Origin of the sequence: uncultured Schumannella sp. (genome assembly GCF_905479755.1) — a bacterium.
Lineage (GTDB): Bacteria > Actinomycetota > Actinomycetes > Actinomycetales > Microbacteriaceae > DCRR01.
Genome location: NZ_CAJQNT010000044.1, coordinates 1 through 20,795, shown reverse-complemented (window position 1 = coordinate 20,795; position 20,795 = coordinate 1). Strand labels below are relative to the sequence as shown.

Here is a 20,795-nt window from a genome sequence, read left to right as displayed (position 1 = left end):
CCCAATCGGGCTCGGCGGTGGCGCCCGGCACGGCCGGGGCCTCCCAGTTCGGCGGCGGCGCGGGGGCCGCGGCTGCGGACTCGTCGACGCGCGGTGCGGCCGGGGCGGCGGGCGCATCCCAGCTCGGTGCCTCGGCGGTGGGGGCCGGCGGCTCCCACGCGGGCGCGGGGGCGGGCTGCTGCTCCCAGCCCGGCGTTGCGGTCGGCTGCTCCCAGCCCGGCGTTGCGGTCGGCTGCTCCCAGCCCGGCGTTGCGGTCGGCTGCTCCCCGCCCGTGGGTGCGGCGGGAGCGGGCGGCTCCCAACTGGGGCTCTCCGGCTCCGGAGCAGGGGGCTCCCACGCGGGCGTCGCGGCGGGCGCCTCCCAACTCGGCGCGACGGCGGGCGGCGGCTCCCAACTGGGAGCGACGGCGGGCGGGGCCTCCCAGCTCGGCGCAGCGGCAGGCGCCTCCCAGCTCGGCGCAGCGGCGGGCGGCTCCCCGCCGCGCGACGGCTCCTGCGCGCCGACGGTCGGCGGTTGCCAGCTCGGCGCAGGTGCGGCCTCGGCGGGCGCATCCCCATTCGGCGAGGCGGCCGGCGGAACCGCGGGGGGCGGGCCCCACTCCGGCGCGGCCGGAGCTGCGGGCGCCGAGCTCGGGGCGTTCCAGCTCGGGGCGGCCGCGGGGGGCGCATCGGCGAGCGGGACCGCCTGCGGAACGTCGCCAGCGAAGCCGTCGAGCGACGGCGCCACGTAATCGCGATCAGACCAGGGACTCGGCGCCGCGGAATCCGGCGCCGCGGCCAACTCGTCGGCACCGGCGAACTCGGGCGCCTGCGCCTGCTCCGCGAGGCGGCGAGCACGCCGCGACATCTCGCCGGGTGCGGGCGTCTCGCCGTTGTTCGGGTCGCCCCCGGGCGTCCAGTTCATTGTTGTCCTCCGATTGCGGCGGCTTCAGCCAGCCAAATGTCACGCGGCACGGCGAAACTCCCCCGGACGACGCGGCGTCTCATCCGATCACAACACCCGCGAGAGTCTTCTTGCCTCGCCGAAGAATAGCGACCCCACCTGCGAGAACCTGATCGCCGAGCCCGGCGGCCGGGTCCTCCACCCGCACATTGTTGAGATACACGCCGCCTTGCGAAATCGCGCGCCGCGACTCACTCAGGCTCTTCGTCAGTGTGGCGTCGACGAGCAACTGCTCGATCGTCGAGGCTGCCGTGGCGTGGGCCGACGGCAACTCTGCGACGGCGGCACGCAGCGTCTCGGCGTCGAGCGCCGCCAGGTCGCCGTTGCCGAACAGCGCCTCGGCCGCCGCGAAGGCGGCGTTCGCCGCCTCCTCGCCGTGCACGAGCCGCGTCACCTCCCGCGCGAGCACGCGCTGCGCCTCGCGACGGAACGGCTCCTCGGCGACGGCCCGTTCCAGCCGTTCGATCTCGTCACGATCCAGGAACGTGAAGACCTTGAGGCGCGCGATCACGTCAGCGTCGTCGGTGTTGAGCCAGAACTGGCTGAAGGCGTAGGGACTCGTCATGGCGGCGTCGAGCCAGACGGCGTTGCCTTCGCTCTTGCCGAACTTGGTGCCGTCGGAGTTCGTGATCAGCGGCGTGCCGATCGCGTGCACGCTCACTCCCTCGGCGCGATGCACGAGGTCGGTGCCGCTCGTCAGATTTCCCCACTGGTCGCTTCCGCCGGTCTGCAGCACGCATCCGTAGGTGCGGTAGAGCTCGAGGAAGTCGAGCCCCTGGAGCACTTGGTAGCTGAACTCGGTGTAGCTGATTCCGGCGTCGCTGTTGAGACGCGCCGACACCGCATCCTTCTTCAACATCGTGCCGACGCGGAAGTACTTGCCGACCTCGCGAAGGAAGTCGATCGCACTCATCGGCGCGGTCCAGTCGAGGTTGTTGACGATGCGCGCGGCATTGTCGCCCTCGAAGTCCAGGTAGCGCTCGATCTGCTCCTGCAGATAGCCGACCCACTCGGCGACCGTCTCACGCGTGTTGAGCGTGCGCTCGGCCGTCGGACGCGGATCGCCGATGAGGCCGGTGGATCCTCCGACCAGGCCGAGGGGCCGATGGCCGGCGAGTTGCAGGCGTCGCATCGTGAGGAGCTGGACCAGGTTGCCGAGATGAAGGCTCGGGGCGGTCGGATCGAATCCGCAGTAGTAGACGATCGGTGGGCCCGCGAGGAGGGCCTTCAGCTCGGCCGGATCCGTGGAGACGTGAATCAGTCCGCGCCAGAGCAACTCGTCCCAGATGTCGTCGAAGTGGGGGTCGTTGCGCTGTTCTGAGAGCGTCGAGGCGGCGGACACCGGGCAAGACTACCAGCGGGGCTCCCGATCCCCGGGTCGCACACGTCAAGCTTGAATACTTGATTCACGCAAATCAAGTCCCTATGCTTTATCTCTCAGGAATCAAGGAGTGAGCCATGATTGTCCTCACCGCGGATCAGGTCGACAGCCGACACCAGCCGGACCTCGCCGAGTCGGCGCTGCTCCGGCTCGGCGACCTCGTCGGCGACCGGCTCGCCCGGCCCGCCGAACGCACCGCGGGGGACGAAATCCAGCTCGCCACCACCGACGCCGATGCGGCCCTCACCGCCCTCCTCACCCTCAGCCAGCGCGAGGAGTGGAGCATCGGCGTCGGCATCGGCACCGTGCGGACACCTCTCGCCGAGACGACCCGCGCCATGAGCGGAAGCGCGTTCGTCCACGCCCGCGACGCCGTCGAGGCGGCGAAGAAGCGCCCCACGCGGTTCGCGCTGCGCGCCGACGCCGACGTCGCGCCCGCCGCCGACGAGCTGGAGCCGCTCCTCGACCTGCTCCTCCTGCTGCGGGCCCGGCGCACCCCCGAAGGCTGGGAGCTCGCCGAACTGCTGGACACCGGGATGACGCAACGGGCGGCCGCCGAACAACTCGGCATCACCCCACAGGCGGCCAGCCTCCGCGGACAGAGCGCGCACCTCCGGGTGGACGAAGCGGCGCGCGCGGCGCTGACCGCCATGCTCGCCCGGGCCGACCAGACTAGGCACGGAAAGGACCCCTCATGATCATCGCCCTGCTCTTCGCCTGGATCGGCGGACTCCTGCTCATCGCCGGCGCCCTCGTCGTCTCGGCGGCCGCACTCCCGCTGCGGCAGCCGGCGCTCTCACTCGTCGCGCTCCTCCCGGCCGGGGTCGCCGGAGCCCTCATCGCCTTCGACGCCGAACTGCCCGCCCCGGATCCCGCCTTCGACACACTGCTCGGGCTCGGCTTCGTGCTGCTCGGCGTGATCGCCGGAGGACCGCTCGCGAGCTTCGTGCTGCAACTCGCCACGCGCGGCTCGTCGCTGCCGGGCGCGCACGGCGGAATTCTCGTCACCGACTCCGGCGAGACGCCCGCGCGCGAGGTCATGCGCGGCGGGTCGACGATCGGCTACCTGGAGCGCACCGCGATCATCGGAGGCATCCTGCTCGGACGCTTCGAGGTCGTCGCCGTCGTCGTCGCGATCAAAGGGCTTGGCCGCTACTCCGAACTCGACCGCGCCGAATCGCGCGAGCGGTTCATCATCGGCACGCTGGTGAGCTTCGTCTGGGCCGGCGCCTGCGCGCTGCTCGTCGTACTCGGCTAAGGCCCGGTGCGGGTCACGCGGCCCAGCTTGTTAGGAGACGCCGAGGCCCAGCACGGTCGAGGCGTACACCGCCACGACCACCATGACGATGGCGCCGCCGACGAGAGTCGGAAAAAGCCACGGCCGGCGCACGCGCAGCTCCTCGTCGTACTGGCGTCGCCGCTCGCGAGCCGCACGCCGCCGGGACTCTTTGCCCGAACTCGACAGTGTCATGACGTTCCCTTCGCCGCAGCGAACTCCGCGACGCGCGCCCGCAGCGCATCCAACTGTTCGGCCACCCGCTCGGGCGCCGTGCCGCCGACCCCGGAACGGCTCGCGAGTGAGCCCTCGACCGTCAGCACCGCGCGCACGTCGCCGGTGAGCCGCGGGTCGATCGCGGCGTAGTCGGCATCGCTCGGCTCGTGCAGCTCGAGTCCGCGCTCCTCGCACAGCCGCACGAGAGCGCCCGAGATCTCGTGCGCCTCCCGGAACGGCACGCCCTGGCGCACCAGATGGTCGGCGACATCGGTGGCGAGCGAGAACCCCTGCGGGGCGAGCTCCGCCATCCGCTCCACATCGAAGCCGAGCGTTGCCACCATGCCCGTGAACGCCGGCAGCAGCACCTCGAGGGTGCGCACCGAATCGAAGACGGGCTCCTTGTCTTCCTGCAGATCGCGGTTGTACGCGAGCGGCAGCCCCTTGAGCGTCGTCAACAGACCCGTGAGGTTACCGACGAGACGCCCGGACTTCCCGCGAGCAAGCTCGGCGATGTCGGGGTTCTTCTTCTGCGGCATGATCGACGAACCCGTCGAATAGGCGTCGTGCAGGCGGGCAAACCCGACCTCGCGCGTCACCCACAGGATGATGTCCTCCGAGAACCGGGACAGGTCGATGCCGATCTGCGCGGTGATGTAGGCGAACTCCGCCACCACATCCCGGGCGCTCGTCGCATCGATCGAATTCGGCAGCGGGTCACCGAGCCCCAGCTCGGCGGCGATCGCACGCGGGTCAAGGCCGAGCGCGCCCCCCGCGAGGGCACCCGCACCGTAGGGCGACCCGGTCGCGCGGGCCCGCCAGTCGCGCAGCCGCTCCAGATCGCGGACCAGCGGCCAGGCGTGCGCCATCAGGTGATGCGCCAGCAGGATCGGTTGCGCGTGCTGCAGATGCGTGCGCCCCGGCATCACCGCGGTCGGATGCTCGGCGGCGCGATCGGCGATCACGCCGACCAGCTGAGAGACCTGCGCGGTGATCGTCGCGGCGTGGTCGAGAAGATAGAGGCGGACGAGCGTGGCGATCTGGTCGTTGCGGCTCCGGCCCGCGCGCAGCTTGCCGCCGAGCTCCGGTCCGAGGGCGGCGACCAGCTCGCGCTCGAGCGCGAAGTGCACGTCCTCATCCGAGTCGCGCGGGCGAATCGAGCCCTCGGCGACACCCGCGTCGATCGCGTCGAGCCCGGCGAGCATCCGCTCGAGCTCCTCGGCGCTCAAAAAACCGGCCGCGGCGAGCGCCCGCGCGTGCGCCCGCGATCCGCGAAGGTCGTAGGGAGCCAGCTCCCAGTCGAAGTGCGTGGAACGACTCAGCGCCTCGAGCTCGGGCGAGGGGCCGTCGGCGAACCGCCCGCCCCACAGCGCCGCGCCGTCACCGTTCGCGCTCACGAGCGGCACCGCCCCGCGGGGGAGGCGGCGAGCGCGGGAACGGCCAAGGCGTGGTGCTTCGTGTCGAACATCGTCGTTCAGTCTAGGGCGCGAGACGCGACCGTCCGCAGTAACGTGGAGCCATGAGTGACGACGCCGCCGTGCCGCCGATTCCGCCCGCACCGTCGAGCGGATCCGTGCCGCCGCCGGTCGCCCAGCCCGCCCCCGTCGCCCAGCCCGCCGCAACGACGCCGCCCGCCCCGGTCACACCGCCCGCCGTGCCGTCTCCCTACACCGTGGCTGCGCCCGAGCCCGCGGCGAACCCCTACGCGACCGCGACCTACGGCGCGCCGCCGCCCACCGGGTCGGGGCGCCGTACCTGGGATGTGGTGCTCACCATCGTTCTGCTCGTCGTCGGCCTGTTCGGCATGTTGACCGGGCTCATCGGAGCGGCCATCCTTCCCTTCATGGTCGAGGACGCCGGCGGGTTCGCCGACCCCGACCTCATCGCGGGCGACCAGGCCGTGATCGTGGTGAGCCACCTGGTGCTGTTCGCTGCGGCGGCGACCATCTCGATCATCCTGCTCGTGCGCCGCACGATCGCGTTCTGGATTCCGCTCGTCGCGGGAGTCCTCGCCGCGATCATCTTCTGGGCCACGACCATGGGTGCGATGGCGGCCTCCGGCGCGTAGCGCCTCGCGTTAGGCCCGCTCGAGCAACCAGGTGAGCAGCGCCTTCTGGGCGTGCAGGCGGTTCTCCGCCTCGTCCCAGATCACGCTCTGCGCGCCGTCGATGACCTCCGCCTCGACCTCGTAGCCGCGGTCAGCGGGAAGACAGTGCAAGAAGATCGCGTCCGGCTTCGCGAGAGTCATCAACTCGCGCGTCACCTGGTAACCGCCGAAGGTCGCCACGCGGTGCGCCTTCTCCTCCTCCTTGCCCATCGACACCCAGGTGTCGGTGACGACGACATCCGCCCCGGCGACCGCCTCCACGGGATCGGTGAAGAGCGTGACCGAACCGCCGGTCTCGGCGGCGCGGCGGTCCGCATCCGCGACGACGGAATCGGCGGGCGAGAACTCGGCCGGCGAGGCGACGCGCACGTGCATGCCCGCGGTGGCGCCGGCGAGCAGATAGCTGTGCGCCATGTTGCTCGCGCCGTCACCCAGGAACGTGACCGTCAACCCCGCCAACTCGCCCTTGTGCTCACGCATCGTGAGCAGGTCGGCGAGCAGTTGGCAGGGGTGGAAGTCGTCACTCAGCGCGTTCACGACCGGCACCCGGGTGCCCGCCGCCATCTCCTCCAGGCCCGACTGTGCGTAGGTGCGCCAGACGATCGCGCTGACCATGCGCTCCAGCACGCGCGCGGTGTCCGAGGGGGTCTCCTTGCCGCCAAGCTGACTCGACGCTGTCGAGATGATCAACGGGCTGCCGCCGAGATCGGCGATGCCAACCGCGAAGCTCACGCGCGTGCGGGTCGACGACTTGTCGAAAATGACCGCGACGGTCTGCGGGCCCTCCAGCGGGCGGGTGCCCCAGCGATCCGCCTTCATCGTCGCCGCGAGGTCGAGCACCTCGGACTGCTCGGCTGCGGTCAGATCGTCGTCGCGAAGGAAATGGCGGGTCATGGGGTGTCTCCTGCAGTGTTCTGAACGTCGGACAGGGCGGCCGCGAACTTCTCGCCGAACTCGGCGATCTCGGCGTCGCCGATGATGAGGGGCGGGGCGAGACGGATGCGTCCCGGCGCCGCCGCGTTGATGATCAGGCCGCGTCGCTGCGCCGCCTGAACCACGGCAGCCGCGACCGGCTCGCGCAAGGCGACGCCGAGCAGAAGACCCGCGCCGGTGATCTCCTGCACGAGCGGCGACTCGAGTGAGGCGATCAGCGTGCGCAACTGCGCGCCGCGGTGGGCAGCATTCGCGATCAAGCCCGCGCGCTCGATCTCACCGAGCACCGCGTTCGCGGTCGCCGTCGCCAGCGGGTTGCCGCCGAACGTCGAGCCGTGCTGCCCGGGCTGGAAGAGCTCACTCGCGGCACCGAAAGCCACGAGCGCTCCGATCGGGAATCCGCCGCCGATGCCCTTGGCGAGCGCCACGGCATCGGGCACGATGCCCTCGCGCTGGAACGCGAACCATTCGCCGGTGCGACCCGCGCCGGTCTGGATCTCGTCCAGAATCAGCAGCGCGCCGTGCTCGCGGGTCAGCTCGCGCGCCCGGGCCAAGAATCCGGCCGGCAACTCGACAACGCCCGCCTCCCCCTGAATCGGCTCGATCACGATCGCCGCAAGCTCCGGGCCGTGCGCGGCGAACTCCGCCTCCAACGCCTCGAGCGTGACCGCGATGTGCGCCGCGCCCGGCAACAGCGCCTCGAACGGTGTACGCAACGCCTGCTTTCCGGTCAACGAGAGCGAACCCATCGTGCGGCCATGGAACGACGACTCGAGCGCCACAATGCGCGGCCGACCCGTCAGACGCGCGAGCTTGATCGCCGCCTCGATCGCCTCGGCACCCGAGTTCGCGAAATAGACCCGGTCTCCCCCGGTCAGTCGCACCAGGCGCTCGGCGAGCTCCAGCTGCGGCTCGCTCGCGAAATAGTTCGAGACATGCATGACGCGCGAGGCCTGGGCGTGAATCGCATCCACCACCACCGGATGCGCGTGCCCGAGCGCGTTCACCGCGATGCCGGCCAAGAAATCCAGGTACTCGGTGCCGTCGACATCCCAGACGCGCGCGCCCTCGCCGCGCTCCAGGATCGCGAGCGGGGCCGGGGTCGACTTCATCATCACGCCCAGGAAACGTTCGACCAGTTCGGGAGTGCGCGCGGTCATGCCGGCACCACCTCGGTGCCGATCCCGGCGTCGGTGAAGATCTCCAGCAGGATCGAGTGCGGACGACGCCCGTCGATGATCGCCGCCTTCGCCACCCCGCCGTTCACGGCCTCCAGACACGCCGACATCTTCGGGATCATCCCACTCTCCAGGCTCGGCAGCAGCGCCGTCAGCTCCGTCGCGTCGATCATCGAAATGAGCGAATCGCGGTCCGGCCAGTTGCGGTACAGCCCCGCCACATCCGTCAGCACCACGAGTTTCGCCGCCCCCAGCGCGACCGCGAGCGAAGCCGCCGCCGAGTCGGCGTTCACATTGAGGGACTGGCCCGGGGCATCCACATCCGGGGCGATCGACGAGACCACCGGGATGCGGCCCGCCGCGATCTCGGCCAGCACCGCCGCCGGATTCACCTCCACCACATCGCCCACCAGACCGATGTCGACCAGCTCGCCGTCCACCAGGGCGCCCCGGCGGCGACCGCGGAACAGCCCCGCGTCCTCCCCCGAGATCGCCGAGGCGAGCGGACCGTGTTCGTTGATGAGGCTCACGATCTCGCGGCTCACCTGGCCGGTCAGCACCATGCGGACGATGTCCATCGCCTCCGGCGTCGTCACGCGGTACCCGCCCACGAACTCGCTCGGGATGCCGAGCCGGTCGAGCATCGACGAAATCTGCGGGCCGCCGCCGTGCACCACGACGGGCTTCAAGCCGAGGTAGCGCAGGTAGACCATGTCTTCGGCGAAGGCGCGCTTCAGCGCGTCGTCGACCATCGCGTTGCCGCCGAACTTGACCACAACGACCTCGCCGGAGAAGCGCTTCAGCCACGGCAGCGACTCGATCAGGGTCGCCGCCTTGAGCTCCGCCTGAGCGGCGCGCGGGTCGAGGGATTCCAGTTCGTTGTCGGTCATGAGCTGTAGGCGCTGTTCTCGTGCACGTAGTCGTGGGTCAGATCGTTCGTAAAGATGGTGGCGGTCTGCTCGCCCGCCTTCAGGTCGACGAGCACGTGCGTCGCGCGCGGCGTCAGATCGACCTCCTCGCGCGGGCGGTCCGGGCCGCCGTTCGAGCACACCCGGACGCCGTTCATGCTGACGTCGACGGCGTACGGATCGAACTCGGCGCTCGTCGTGCCGATCGCGGCCAGCACGCGGCCCCAATTCGGATCGTTGCCGAACACGGCCGCCTTGAACAGGTTGTTGCGGGCGATCGAGCGTCCCACCTCGACGGCGTCGTCCTCGGTTGCGGCGTGCACCACCTCGATCGTGATGTCGTGGCTGGCGCCCTCGGCATCCGCCTGAAGCTGCGTCGCCAGGTCGAGGCAGAGCTCGGTCAGCGTCGTGGTGAACAGCGCAATGTCAGGGCGGATGCCCGAGGCGCCGCTCGCCATCAGCGTCACCTGATCGTTGGTCGACATGCAACCGTCCGAATCGAGTCGGTCGAAGCTGAGCCGCGTCGCGGCGCGCAGCGCCTCGTCCAGTTCGGCACTGTCGAGCTCGACGTCGGTCGTGATGACGACGAGCATCGTGGCGAGCCCCGGCGCGAGCATGCCCGCGCCCTTCGCCATGCCGCCGATCGTCCAGCCGTTGCGCGAGAGGATCGCCGTCTTCGGGTGCGAATCGGTGGTCATGATCGCGCGCGCGGCACTCGCGCCGCCGTCGGCGCGCAAGGCGTTCGCCGCCGTCACCACACCGGGCAGCAGCTTCTCGCGGTCCAGTTGCAGCCCGATCAGCCCCGTCGAGCACACCAGCACGTCGCCCGCCGACACGTCGGCGTCGAGGCGCTGAAGCGACTCCGCCACGGCCTCGGCGGTCGCGTGCGTGGTCTGGAACCCCTCGGCCCCGGTGAAGCAGTTGGCGCCGCCCGAGTTGAGGACGATCGCGGAGACCGTACCGTCGGCGATCACCTGCTTCGACCAGATGATCGGGTTCGCCTGCGCGCGGTTGCTCGTGAACACGGCCGCGGCGTTGTGCAGCGGGCCGCGGTTGACGACCAGTGCGAGATCGGGGTTGCCGTTCGATTTCAGGCCGACGGCGACGCCGCTGGCCAGGAATCCGGTGGGGGCGGTGACGGTCACGGGGCGACTCCGTTCACGGGCAGGGCGCGGTGCTCGTCGAGGCCGAGCGCCAGATTCGCCGACTGGATGGCGGCACCGGCGGTGCCCTTGACGAGGTTGTCGACGGCCGCCACGACGACGACGCGCGCCGCCGCCTCGTCAACCGCGAGGCCGAGCAGCGCGGTGTTGGCGCCGAGCACGTCGGCGGTGCGCGGGAAGACCCCCTCGGGCAGCAGCTGCACGAACGGCTCGCCCGCGTAGGCGGTCTCCCAGGCGGCGCGCACCGAGGCGGCGTCGACACCGGGAGCCAGGCGCGCGGTCGAAGTGGCGAGGATGCCGCGCGACATCGGCACGATCACCGGCGTGAACGACAGAGTCACCTCCGCCGCCCCCGCCCAGCGCAGCGCCTGCTGGATCTCCGGGATGTGGCGGTGCGTGCCGCCCACCGCATAGGGATTCGCGGTGCCGAGGATCTCGCTCGCCAACAGGTTGGTTTTCAGGGCCTTGCCCGCGCCCGAGGGGCCCACCGCGAGCACGCTCACCAGGTCGGTGGACTCGATGACCCCCGCCGCGATGCCGGGCGCCAGCGACAGCGCAACGGTGCTCGCGTTGCAGCCGGGGGCCGCGATCCGCCGAGCCGCGGCGAGGCGCTCGCGCTGGCTGCGGCCCTCGTGGCGCGGCAGTTCGGGGACGCCGTACTCCCAGGCGCCGAAGAAATCGCCGCCGTAGAAGGCGGCCCAGTCCGTTTCGGACTCGAGTCGGTGATCCGCTCCGCAATCGATGACGAGCGTGTCGTCCGGCAACAGTGCGGTGAGAGCGCCGGAGGCCCCGTGCGGGAGCGCGAGGAACACGACGTCGTGGCCCGCCAGCACCGCGGGCGTGGTCTCCGAGAGGGTCAGGTGCGCGAGCGAGCGCAGGTGCGGCTGCACCGCGAGGAGGGGCTGGCCGGCGTTGCTGTGCGCGGTGACGGTCCGGATCTCGAAATCGGGATGACCGGCGAGGAGGCGCAGCAACTCGCCGCCCGCATAGCCGCTCGCGCCAGCGACGGCAACGGAATAGGGCATGACTTCAACCTTAGGGTTCGACGGAACGGAATCGGAGCGGCGGCGTCGAGCCTGGCTGAACCTTCGCGGGTCGGATCAGCGGCGCGGCGTCGCCGAGATTCGGCGCGCGCGACGCAGACGGCGGAGGCGAAGCTCTCCGGACACGCCCTGCGACTGACCCATCCCCCGACCCTACCCGTTTCTTGGTCGGGGATGCATCCCTGACGCGTGGGAGTGCCGCGCGCGGCACTCGCTTGCGTCATAGATGCATCCCTGCCGCGGCTACTCGCGGGCTCGCGCTCCGAGGCGGGTGGTGGCTAGGGCGGCTCCGGCGAGCTTTGCCTCGGTGGCCTCGGCGGCGGTGAGGGTGCGGTCGGGGGCGCGGAAGCGGAGCGCGAAGGTCAGCGACTTCGAGCCCTCGGGCAGGCCCTGGCCTCGGTAGTCATCAACCAGGTGGATGTGCTCCAGCAGACCGCCTGCCCCCTCGCGCACGGCGGCGAGCACGTCCCCCGCGGGCACGTCCTCCGCCACCACGAGCGACAGGTCCTGCGTCGCCGCCGGGAGCGTGCCGATCGGACGCGCCGCGACCTGCACCGGCGCGTGCGCCAGCATCGCATCGAGGTCGAGCTCGAGCATCGCCACGACGCGCGGCAGGTCGAGATCGTCGGCGATCGCTGGCAACAGCTCGCCCGCAACACCGACGACGACGTCACCAACGAGGATCTCGGCCGTGCGGCCCGGGTGCAGCGCGGGATGCGCCCCGGCCCCCGCGGTCACCGTCAGACCGAGCGCGAGACCCACCTGACGCGCCAGATCGAGAGCGTCGGCGATCCCGCTCGACGCGGGCGCCTGGCCGGGCTGCTTCGGCGTCACATCGCCGACCAGCACGGCCCCCACACGCCACGGCTGCGGCGGCAGCGCCGCCTGAAGTCCCGCGATCTCGGCGTCGCTCGGCAGAGCTCCCCCGCTCGGGTTCGTGTCGGTGCCGTACGCGGTCGCGGCCTCGGGGCGGAAGACCCCGCCGATCTCGAACAGGCTGAGATCGGTGAGCCCGCGCGACAGGTTGCGACGGGCGACATCCACGAGCCCCGGCAGCAGGCTTCGGCGCAGGAACGGGGCCTGCGCATCAAGCGCGTTCTCGAGCTTCACGGCCACGGCGCCCGGCTCGAAGCGGTCGATCGCGGCGGCCGTCAGGAACGGATACGCCATCACCTCCGTCGCTCCGGCAGCGGCGAGCGTCTGCGCGACACGCCGACGGGCGCGCTGGGTGCGGCTGAGTCCGCGCCCCGGAGGAGCGATCGGAAGCTCGGAGCCGACTCGGTCGTAGCCGGTGATGCGCACGACCTCCTCGATGAGCGAGGCCTCGTCGGTGAGATCGGGGCGCCAGCTCGGCGGGGTGACGGTCGCCAGCTCACCCTCAACGGCGACGGTCGCGCCGATCAGTTCGAGCGAGCCGATCACCTCCTCGCGCGTGTACGGAACGCCGATGAGCGCCTCCGGCCGCGCGAGTGCGAGCGCGATGCTGCCCGGCTCGATCGACTCGTCGAGATCAGTGCCGAGCACGTCGAGTGTGCCGCCCGCGAACTCCACGAGCAGCGCGGCGGCACGCGTCGCGGCCGCCCGCGCGATGCGCGGGTCGACGGAGCGCTCGAAACGCTTCGCGGCCTCGCTCGGCAGCTTGTGGCGACGCACCGCGCGCGCGATCGAGACGGGATCGAAGTTCGCCGCCTCGATGAGCACGTCGGTGGTCGCATCCGAGATCTCGGTGGAGGCGCCGCCCATGACGCCCCCCAAGCCGATCGGACCGGTCTCGTCGGTGATCAGCAGATCTTCGACGTCGAGCGTGCGCACCACGCCATCGAGCGTCTCGAGGGTCTCCCCGGCGGCCGCGCGACGCACGGTGATGCCGCCCGAGAGCTTCGCGAGGTCGTAGCCGTGCAGCGGCTGACCGAATTCGAGCATGACGTAGTTGGTGATGTCGACGGCGAGCGAAATCGAGCGGATTCCCGCGAGCCGAAGTCGCGACGACATCCAGGCCGGCGTGGGCCGGGTCGCGTCGATGCCCCGGACGACCCGCGTGGCGAACGCCGAACAGCCGACGCGTCCGCGGATCGGCGCCGCATCGGCGATCGTGACCGGGAAGGTCTCGGCCGCGTCGACGACCGTGACGGCCGCCACCGGGTCGCGGAAGCTCGCCCCGGTCGAGTGCGAGAACTCGCGCGCCACGCCGCGGATCGAGAACGCGTACCCGCGGTCGGGCGTCACATTGATCTCGACGGCCGCGTCGTCGAGTCCGAGCAGGGCGATCGCGTCGGCCCCCGGCGCCGGGTCGAGACCCAGTTCGGCCAGGCGCAGGATGCCGTCGTGCTCGTCACCGAGTCCGAGCTCGCGCGCGCTGGCGATCATGCCATCGGAGACGTGGCCGTAGGTCTTGCGCGCCGAGATCGGGAACGGCCCGGGCAGAACCGCACTGGGGAGCGACACGACGACCTTGTCCCCGGGAGCGAAATTGTGCGCACCGCAGACGATTCCGCGCGGCTCGGCCTCGCCGACATCCACCTGGCACCAGTTGATGGTCTTGCCGTTGGACTGCGGTTCGGGCTCGGCCGAGAGCACCTGGCCGACCACGATCGGGCCGACTAGCTCGGAGGTGTGAACCGCCTCCTCCTCGAAGCCAACCTTGACGAGCGCTTCGTGCACCTGCTCGAGGGTGACGTCCTCGGGAAGCGTGACCCACTCCCCCAACCAACTCAGCGGGACGCGCATCAGACCACCATTCCGAACTGCTGCGAGAAGCGGATGTCGCCCTCGACCATGTCGCGCATGTCATTCATCTCGTTGCGGAACTGCAGAGTGCGCTCAATTCCCATGCCGAACGCGAAGCCCTGATACTCGTCCGGGTCGATGCCGGCGCTGCGCAGCACGTTCGGGTTGACCATGCCGCAGCCACCCCACTCGACCCAGCGCGCGCCGCCCTTGGCGTTCGGCTGCCAGACATCCATTTCGGCGCTCGGCTCGGTGAAGGGGAAGAAGTTGGGGCGCAGCCGGATCTGCGCCTCGTGCCCGAACATGGCGCGCGCGAGGTGTTCGAGCGTGCCGCGCAGGTGCGCCATGGTGAGTCCGCGGTCGATGGCGATGCCTTCGATCTGGTGGAAGACGGGCGTGTGGGTCGCGTCGAGCTCGTCCTTGCGGAAGACCTTGCCCGGGCTCACGACGTACACCGGCAGCTCGCGCTCGAGCAGCGAGCGGATCTGCACGGGGCTCGTCTGTGTGCGCAACACCAGGTGACGGTCCTGCGGGGCGACGAAGAAGGTGTCCTGGTCGCTACGCGCCGGGTGGTCTTCGTCCATGTTGAGGGCGTCGAAGTTGAACCACTCGTGTTCGAGCTCGGGGCCTTCGGCGACCTCCCAGCCCATCGCCACGAAGACGTCGCTCATCTCTTCCATCAGAAGCGAGAGCGGATGCCGTGCCCCGGCCCGCCAGCGCGACGGCAGCGCCGTCACGTCGACCGCTTCACTCGCGAGCCGCGCCTCTTCTTCGGCGGCGAGCACGACGGCTTCCTGTGCGGCGAGCGCCTGGTTCACGCGGCCCCGCGCCTGGCCGACGAGCTTGCCGGCGGCGGCCTTCTGGTCGGCGGGCACGTCGCGCATGGCGGCGTTGAGCTTGGCGAGCGGCGAGGCCTCTCCGGCGTGAGCGGAGCGAGCCGCTTTCAGCGCGGCGGAGTCGGTCGCCTCGGCGATGGCGGCGAGCGCCGCGTCGACCGCGGCGCCGACCGTCTGTTCGGTGATCTGCGGGGAGTCGGACACGAGCGTCGAGTCTAGTCGGGCGAAGCCCTCCGCTCGGCGGAGACCGCGTCATCGCCTCGCCGCGCCGGGCTAGCTGGGAGGTTTGCCGCTTTTCGGGCGCACCATCGTGATCGCCTGGGTTCCCTGCGAGCCGACGGGCGGCACATCGTCGGGCGTCACCTTGCCGAGTTTCGGTCCGCTGCGCTTCGCGATCACGCGCGCCAGCCAGGAGAGCGTGAGGTTCATGATCAGGTAGATCAGGAGTCCGATGATGAAAAGCGTGAAGAGGTAGCGATTGCCGAGCGCGTTCTGAAGGTTCTTGATGGTGCGGGCGAGCTCGTTGTAGCCGACGACGTAGGCGAGCGAGGTGTCTTTCAGCAGCACGACGAGCTGGGCGATGATGATCGGCAGCATCTGCCGGAACGCCTGCGGGAACTCGATCGACAGCCGCGTCTGCACCGGTGTCAACCCGATCGAGTAGCCGGCCTCGCCCTGGCCTTTGGGCAGCGAGACGATGCCGGCGCGCAGCGCCTCTCCGATGATGGCGCCGTTGTAGACGGCCAAGCCGAGCACGCCGGCCCAGTACGCGCCGGTGGAGAACACCAAGAAGATGAAGAAGATCATCAACAGCACGGGCATGCCGCGCACGAACTCGAGGAGCGCTGCGGTGGGCACGCGAATCCACATGCTGCGCGCGGTCCGGGCGAACGAGAGCAGGATGCCGAACAGGATCGCCAGCACGGCCGCGACCCCCGCCATCGCGAGCGTCGCCAGGACGCCGCGGCCGAAGTTCTCCCACAGTTGCGGATTCAGGGCGATGTCCCAACGCGATCCGTCGAACATGCCCGGGGTCTCGGCGCCGTTGGCGGCGATGCGCGGTGCAGCGAGGGTCGCGATGATCCAGGCGCCCGCCGCGACGAGCGCGAGAGCGGAGACGACCGAGGCGATCGCCGAGCGCCGCCGCGTCTTGGGGCCGGGAGCATCGTAGAGAACCGATCCGCTCATCGCAGCACCCGCACCTTCTTCTCGATGGCCCCGGCGATGAGACCCAACGGCACGGTGATGACCAGATAGAGCACGGCGGCGAACAGCAGCATCAGGATGACCTCATCACCGTGATCACGAGTGCCTCGCGTAGTCGCCCCGAACAGTTCGAACACGAAGAAGGCCCCCGCGACCGAGGTGTTCTTGGTCAGGGCGATGAAGACGTTGATGAGCGGCGGCACCACCATGCGCGCGGCCTGCGGGAGCACGATCAGGGAGATCGTCTGCCCGAAGGGGAGGCCGATGCTGCGGGCGGCTTCGGCCTGCCCGATGTGCACACCGTTGATGCCCGAACGCACGGCCTCGGCGACGAAGGGCGAGGTGTAGGCGGTCAGGCCGATGACGGCGAGAACGAAGTAGTCGAGTTGGACGCCGAGCAGCGGCAGAACGAAGGCGCAGAAGAACAGCACCAGCAGGAGCGGGACGTTGCGCAGCAACTCGGTGTAGGCGGTCGCGAATCCGCGTAGCACCGGCACGGGCGAAATGCGCAGCGCGGCGACGAGCACTCCGAGCACGAAGGCTCCGGAGCCCGCGAGCAGGAGCAACGCGAGTGTCTGCAGGAACCCCTCGATGTACAGCGGGGTGACATCAATGATCGCGTCCACCGCGCCTCCTTTCCCGTTGTCCGTTCGTGCCGTGGGGCATCAGCGCGGACCCGCCCGCACGCGGCGAGCGGGTCCGCCCCTGAGTGCTAGTAGCGGTCGACGGCCGGGGGCTCCGGCAGGTCGAGCACCGTGCCCGCGGTGGAGTTCCACGCATCGGCCCAGCGGCCATCGGCGTAGGACTCTTCGAGCACGTCGTTGATGAACGAACGGAAGACGTCGTCATCCTTCATCAGACCGATGCCGTAGGGCTCGGAGGTGAAGGGGTTGTTGACGACCTCGAACTCACCCGGGTTCTGGTCCGCGAGCCCCGCGAGGATCACGTTGTCCGTGGTGACCGCGATGACATTGCCGTTGCGCAGCGGCTCCAGGCAGTTGGAGTAGGTGTCGGTGGTGATGAGGTTGACGCCGTACTCCATGATGTTCGCCTCCGACGTCGAGCCGGCGACGCTGCAGACGTCCTTGCCCTCGAGGTCCTCGGGGCCGGTGATGCCCTCCGGGTTGCCTGCGAGCACGAGGATGTCTTGCCCGGCGAGGTAGTACGGTCCCGCGAACGAGATGACTTCCTTGCGCGTGTCGTTGATCGTGTAGGTCGCCACGACGATGTCGACCGTGCCGTTCTCGATGAAGGGCTCACGGTTGGCCGAAACGGTCTCGACCCACTCGATGTTGTCTTCCGAGATCCCGAGCTCGCTGGCGATGATCTTGCCGATCTCGACGTCGAAGCCTTCCGGGTTGCCGTCGAGGCCCTGAAGACCGAACAGCGGCTGGTCGAACTTGGTGCCGATCGTGATCGTTCCGGCCTCGTTCAGCGCGGCCATGGTCGTGCCGGCCTCGAAGGTCACGTCATCGGGCTCGGTCGTGCCGCCCGTCGTCGCGCACGCACTCAGTGCGAGCGCGGCGCTGGCGGCGATCGCCACCGCGGTCAGTGATGTACGGAGTCTCATGGATTCCCTCTTCCCTTGCTGTGTTGCTCTCCCACCGGTTAGTGGGTGAGCACCTTCGAGAGGAAGTCTTTCGCTCTCGAAGTCTGTGGGTTCGTGAAGAACGCCTCAGGGGTAGCTTCTTCGACGATCTCGCCGTCGGCCATGAACAGGACGCGGTCGGCCGCCTTGCGGGCGAAGCCCATCTCGTGAGTGACGACGACCATCGTCATCCCCTCCGAGGCGAGCTGCACCATGACATCGAGCACTTCGTTGATCATTTCGGGGTCGAGCGCACTCGTCGGCTCGTCGAACAACATGATCTTGGGGTCCATCGCGAGGGCGCGCGCGATGGCGACGCGCTGCTGCTGTCCACCGGACAGCTGCGAGGGCATCTTCTGCGCCTGGTTGGCGACGCCGACGCGCTCGAGCAGTTCCATAGCGCGCTTTTCGGCCTCGGCCTTCGAACGCTTGCGCACCTTGACCTGGCCGATGGTCACGTTCTGCAGGACGGTCTTGTGCGCGAAGAGATTGAACGACTGGAACACCATGCCGACGTCGGCCCGCAGCTTCGCGAGCCCGCGGCCTTCGCTCGGCAACGGGGTGCCGTCGATCGTGATGGTGCCGTCATCGATCGTCTCGAGCCGGTTGATCGCCCGGCACAGCGTCGACTTGCCCGAGCCCGACGGCCCGATGACGACGACGACCTCACCGCGAGCGATCGTGGTGTTGATGTCGTTGAGCACGTGCAGCGCACCGAAATGCTTATTGACGTGATCGAGAATGACGAGCGGCTCCATCACCCCAGCAAAACATGACCCCCGCTCGGGGGTCAACGGTGCGCAGGGAACCGTGACCCGAGTGCAACCTCGACCCGCGGTGGAGCTCGTCGATCAGGAACGCTGCGCGAACGCCGATTCGTAGAGGCACACCGAGGCGGCGGTCGCGAGATTGAGCGACTCGGCTCGCCCGTAGATCGGCAGGCGCACCGGCCGGTCGGCCCGCGCCAGTTCCTCGTCGGTCAGGCCACGCGCCTCATTGCCGAACAGCCATGCCGTCGGGGCAGCGAGCAGTTCGCGGACGTCCGGCAGGTCGTCGCCCTTGATATCGGCGGCGAGGACCTGGAGCCCCGCGGCCCGGACGATGTCCAACGCCGCGTCGAGGGTGCCGTTCTGCACGATCGGCACGTGGAACAGCGAGCCGGTCGTGGAGCGCACGACCTTGGGGTTGTAGGCATCGACGGTGCTTCCGGTGAAGATCACCGCATCCGCTCCGGCGGCATCCGCGGCCCGGATGATGGTGCCCGCGTTCCCCGGGTCGCGCACCTCATGAAGGATCGCGATCAGCCGGGGCCCGCGTGCGGCGATGTCATCCACCGACATCACGAGGGTGCGGCAGACGGCGATCACGCCCTGCGGCGTCACGGTGTCGGCCATCGCGGCCAGCACCTGCTCGGTCACGAGTTCGATCGAGACGTCGGTCTTCGCCACGGCGCGCACGAGATCTGTGGCGCGATCGTAGGTGGCCTCGGTCATGAACAAGTCGACCAGCAGTTCGGGGCGATAGGCCAGCACCTCGCGCACGGACTGCGGGCCTTCGACGAGAAAAAGCCCGGTGGATGCGCGCGCCGCCCGTTTGGCGAGCTTGTGGACCGCGCGCACTCGCGGTGAGCGCGGATTGTCGATCATGGCCGAATGGTATCGACGGGAGGCGAACGAGTGATGATGAAACGACGAAGGCGCGCATCCTGAGGGATGCGCGCCTTCGTGCGAGGGTCTCGATACGCGGGCTTCGCCCGCTACTCGACCGGCACAGCTCGCGGGCTTCGCCCGCTCCTCGACCGGCGGAATTAGGCCGCGGAGGCGGGCTGGTTCACGTCGGTCGGGAGAGCCTTCTTGGCGACCTCGACGAGGCCGGCGAACGTCGCCGGCTCGTTGACCGCGAGCTCCGCGAGGATGCGACGGTCGACCTCGACGCCCGCAAGACCCAGACCCTGGATCAGACGGTTGTAGGTGAGGCCGTTCGCGCGTGCCGCGGCGTTGATGCGCTGAATCCAGAGGCGACGGAACTCGCCCTTCTTCGCGCGACGGTCGCGGTAGGAGTAGACGAGGGAGTGGGTGACCTGCTCCTTCGCCTTGCGGTACAGGCGCGACCGCTGACCGCGGTAGCCCTCTGCGCGCTCGAGCGTAGTGCGGCGCTTCTTGGCGGCGTTGACCGCCCTCTTTACACGTGCCATGAGTTTCGTTCCTTTTCGGGATCCGGGCTTACTTGCCCAGGAGCTTCTTGATGACCTTGGCGTCCTGCGGAGCGAGGACGACGTCGCGGTTGAGGCGACGCGTGAGCTTCGAGGACTTGCGCTCGAGGTTGTGGCGCATGCCCGCGCCCTGCTTCACGACCTTGCCGCTGCCGGTGACCCGGAAACGCTTCTTGGCACCCGAGTGCGACTTCTGCTTAGGCATTCTTCTCTCCTGCGGTGGTGGGCGCCGCGACTTCCTGCGCCTCGCTCTGGGCACCGGACTGGGTCCGTGCCTTGGTCTCGGCCTTCTTGGCCTGGGCTTCGGCTTTCGCCTCGGCCTTGTTCTTGTGCGGTCCGATCACCATGACCATGTTGCGACCGTCGATGGTCGGCGTGGACTCCACGGTGCCGAACTCGGCAACATCTTCGGCGAAGCGCTGCAGAAGGCGAACACCCTGCTCGGGTCGGGACTGCTCACGGCCTCGGAAGAGGATCATGGCCTTCACCTTGTCGCCCGCCTGGAGGAAGCCCTCCGCGCGCTTGCGCTTGGTCTCGTAGTCGTGCTTGTCGATCTTCAGGCGGAAGCGAACCTCCTTGAGGATCGTGTTCGCCTGGTTGCGTCGAGCTTCCTTCTGCTTCTGGGCCTGCTCGTACTTGAACTTGCCGTAGTCCATGATCTTCACCACGGGCGGCTTCGAGGTCGGGGAGACCTCGACCAGGTCCAGGTCGGCCTCCTGCGCCAGGCGCAGGGCGTCCTCGATGCGGACGACGCCGACCTGCTCTCCGTTGGGTCCGACGAGGCGGACCTCGGGGACACGGATCCGGTCGTTCGTTCTGGGATCGCTGATGCGGAACTCCTTCGTGTGTGTGCGTAGCCCTGCTGCCAGGCACGAACGAAGACGAATTTCCCTGAGGTGCGTCGAACCGACGCCCGTCAACAATGCACCCTGGCTACCGCGTGAGCGGCGGAGTGCAACTGACCCGATAACCTGTTGGAAGCGGTCGGCGGGTGGGATTTCTCCACTTTCGTGTCCGGGGATCTGGCCCCGGAGCCCGCATAAGAATAGCAGAGGACAGCGCGTGAGCGAAGAGCAGG

General features: G+C 69.5%; 21 protein-coding genes and 1 pseudogene. 3 read left to right on the top strand and 19 right to left on the bottom strand.

What is annotated here, in order from left to right; genetic code table 11:
• Nucleotides 1-904: pseudogene (locus QZ258_RS11370) on the bottom strand (hypothetical protein); the annotation flags it as partial.
• Nucleotides 905-983: 79 nt separating this feature from the next.
• Entirely contained in the window at nt 984-2,285 is a 1,302-nt protein-coding gene (gene tyrS, locus QZ258_RS11365; RefSeq protein ID WP_294181612.1) for a tyrosine--tRNA ligase, read from the bottom strand.
• Nucleotides 2,286-2,401: 116 nt separating this feature from the next.
• Here tyrS and QZ258_RS11360 point away from each other — a divergent pair, with 116 nt between their 5' ends.
• Nucleotides 2,402-3,022 carry a DNA-binding protein gene (locus QZ258_RS11360; protein WP_294181611.1) on the top strand — a complete coding sequence of 207 codons (621 nt, stop codon included), beginning with the start codon at nt 2,402-2,404 and terminating at the stop codon, nt 3,020-3,022.
• Nucleotides 3,019-3,582 (top strand): hypothetical protein, encoded by a 564-nt coding sequence (locus QZ258_RS11355; RefSeq protein WP_294181610.1) that lies wholly within the window; start codon nt 3,019-3,021, stop codon nt 3,580-3,582. The genes QZ258_RS11360 and QZ258_RS11355 overlap by 4 nt, the downstream gene beginning before the upstream one ends.
• Nucleotides 3,583-3,612: 30 nt before the next feature.
• Here QZ258_RS11355 and QZ258_RS11350 read toward each other — a convergent pair whose 3' ends face one another.
• Complete coding sequence (locus tag QZ258_RS11350; protein WP_294181608.1) at nt 3,613-3,795, bottom strand: hypothetical protein; 183 nt, start codon at nt 3,793-3,795, stop codon at nt 3,613-3,615.
• Nucleotides 3,792-5,213, bottom strand: coding sequence for an argininosuccinate lyase (gene argH / locus QZ258_RS11345; protein WP_294181606.1), 1,422 nt, complete (start codon nt 5,211-5,213; stop codon nt 3,792-3,794). The genes QZ258_RS11350 and argH overlap by 4 nt, the downstream gene beginning before the upstream one ends.
• A 122-nt stretch (nt 5,214-5,335) precedes the next feature.
• Between argH and QZ258_RS11340 the strand changes: the two genes are divergently transcribed.
• Nucleotides 5,336-5,884, top strand: a complete 549-nt coding sequence (locus QZ258_RS11340) for a DUF6264 family protein (protein ID WP_294181605.1) — start codon at nt 5,336-5,338, stop codon at nt 5,882-5,884.
• Between the two features lie 9 nt (nt 5,885-5,893).
• On the opposite strand, the gene argF is transcribed toward QZ258_RS11340, so the two are convergent.
• The 15 genes from argF to infC all read right to left on the bottom strand — a co-directional run bounded on the left by argF (nt 5,894) and on the right by infC (nt 20,547).
• Complete coding sequence (argF, locus tag QZ258_RS11335) at nt 5,894-6,817, bottom strand: ornithine carbamoyltransferase (protein WP_294181604.1); 924 nt, start codon at nt 6,815-6,817, stop codon at nt 5,894-5,896.
• A complete protein-coding gene (locus QZ258_RS11330; RefSeq protein WP_294181602.1) occupies nt 6,814-8,016 on the bottom strand; it encodes an acetylornithine transaminase in 1,203 nt (400 codons plus the stop codon). Before QZ258_RS11330 ends, argF begins: the two co-directional genes overlap by 4 nt.
• Entirely contained in the window at nt 8,013-8,924 is a 912-nt protein-coding gene (argB, locus tag QZ258_RS11325) for an acetylglutamate kinase (protein WP_294181599.1), read from the bottom strand. Before argB ends, QZ258_RS11330 begins: the two co-directional genes overlap by 4 nt.
• Nucleotides 8,921-10,087, bottom strand: coding sequence for a bifunctional glutamate N-acetyltransferase/amino-acid acetyltransferase ArgJ (gene argJ, locus QZ258_RS11320; RefSeq protein ID WP_294181597.1), 1,167 nt, complete (start codon nt 10,085-10,087; stop codon nt 8,921-8,923). The genes argB and argJ overlap by 4 nt, the downstream gene beginning before the upstream one ends.
• On the bottom strand, nt 10,084-11,130 hold the full coding sequence (argC, locus tag QZ258_RS11315) for an N-acetyl-gamma-glutamyl-phosphate reductase (RefSeq protein ID WP_294181596.1): 1,047 nt from the start codon (nt 11,128-11,130) through the stop codon (nt 10,084-10,086). The genes argJ and argC overlap by 4 nt, the downstream gene beginning before the upstream one ends.
• 261 nt (nt 11,131-11,391) lie before the next feature.
• Complete coding sequence (pheT, locus tag QZ258_RS11310; RefSeq protein ID WP_294181594.1) at nt 11,392-13,875, bottom strand: phenylalanine--tRNA ligase subunit beta; 2,484 nt, start codon at nt 13,873-13,875, stop codon at nt 11,392-11,394.
• Nucleotides 13,875-14,915 (bottom strand): phenylalanine--tRNA ligase subunit alpha, encoded by a 1,041-nt coding sequence (gene pheS / locus QZ258_RS11305; protein WP_294181592.1) that lies wholly within the window; start codon nt 14,913-14,915, stop codon nt 13,875-13,877. Before pheS ends, pheT begins: the two co-directional genes overlap by 1 nt.
• A gap of 69 nt (nt 14,916-14,984) precedes the next feature.
• Nucleotides 14,985-15,899: an amino acid ABC transporter permease gene (locus tag QZ258_RS11300; protein ID WP_294181590.1), complete on the bottom strand. Its 915-nt coding sequence runs from the start codon at nt 15,897-15,899 to the stop codon at nt 14,985-14,987.
• Complete coding sequence (locus QZ258_RS11295) at nt 15,896-16,543, bottom strand: amino acid ABC transporter permease (protein WP_294181588.1); 648 nt, start codon at nt 16,541-16,543, stop codon at nt 15,896-15,898. The genes QZ258_RS11300 and QZ258_RS11295 overlap by 4 nt, the downstream gene beginning before the upstream one ends.
• A gap of 86 nt (nt 16,544-16,629) precedes the next feature.
• A complete protein-coding gene (locus tag QZ258_RS11290; RefSeq protein ID WP_294181586.1) occupies nt 16,630-17,487 on the bottom strand; it encodes a glutamate ABC transporter substrate-binding protein in 858 nt (285 codons plus the stop codon).
• 38 nt (nt 17,488-17,525) lie between these two features.
• A complete protein-coding gene (locus QZ258_RS11285; RefSeq protein WP_294181585.1) occupies nt 17,526-18,263 on the bottom strand; it encodes an amino acid ABC transporter ATP-binding protein in 738 nt (245 codons plus the stop codon).
• 93 nt (nt 18,264-18,356) lie between these two features.
• Nucleotides 18,357-19,151 (bottom strand): RNA methyltransferase, encoded by a 795-nt coding sequence (locus QZ258_RS11280; RefSeq protein WP_294181584.1) that lies wholly within the window; start codon nt 19,149-19,151, stop codon nt 18,357-18,359.
• A 161-nt stretch (nt 19,152-19,312) separates the two neighbouring features.
• Nucleotides 19,313-19,699: a 50S ribosomal protein L20 gene (gene rplT, locus QZ258_RS11275; protein ID WP_294181582.1), complete on the bottom strand. Its 387-nt coding sequence runs from the start codon at nt 19,697-19,699 to the stop codon at nt 19,313-19,315.
• Nucleotides 19,700-19,727: 28 nt separating this feature from the next.
• The gene (gene rpmI / locus QZ258_RS11270; RefSeq protein WP_294181581.1) at nt 19,728-19,922 is read right to left on the bottom strand and encodes a 50S ribosomal protein L35; all 195 of its coding nucleotides are present in this window, start codon (nt 19,920-19,922) and stop codon (nt 19,728-19,730) included.
• On the bottom strand, nt 19,915-20,547 hold the full coding sequence (gene infC / locus QZ258_RS11265; protein ID WP_294181614.1) for a translation initiation factor IF-3: 633 nt from the start codon (nt 20,545-20,547) through the stop codon (nt 19,915-19,917). Before infC ends, rpmI begins: the two co-directional genes overlap by 8 nt.
• Nucleotides 20,548-20,795: the final 248 nt, after the last annotated feature.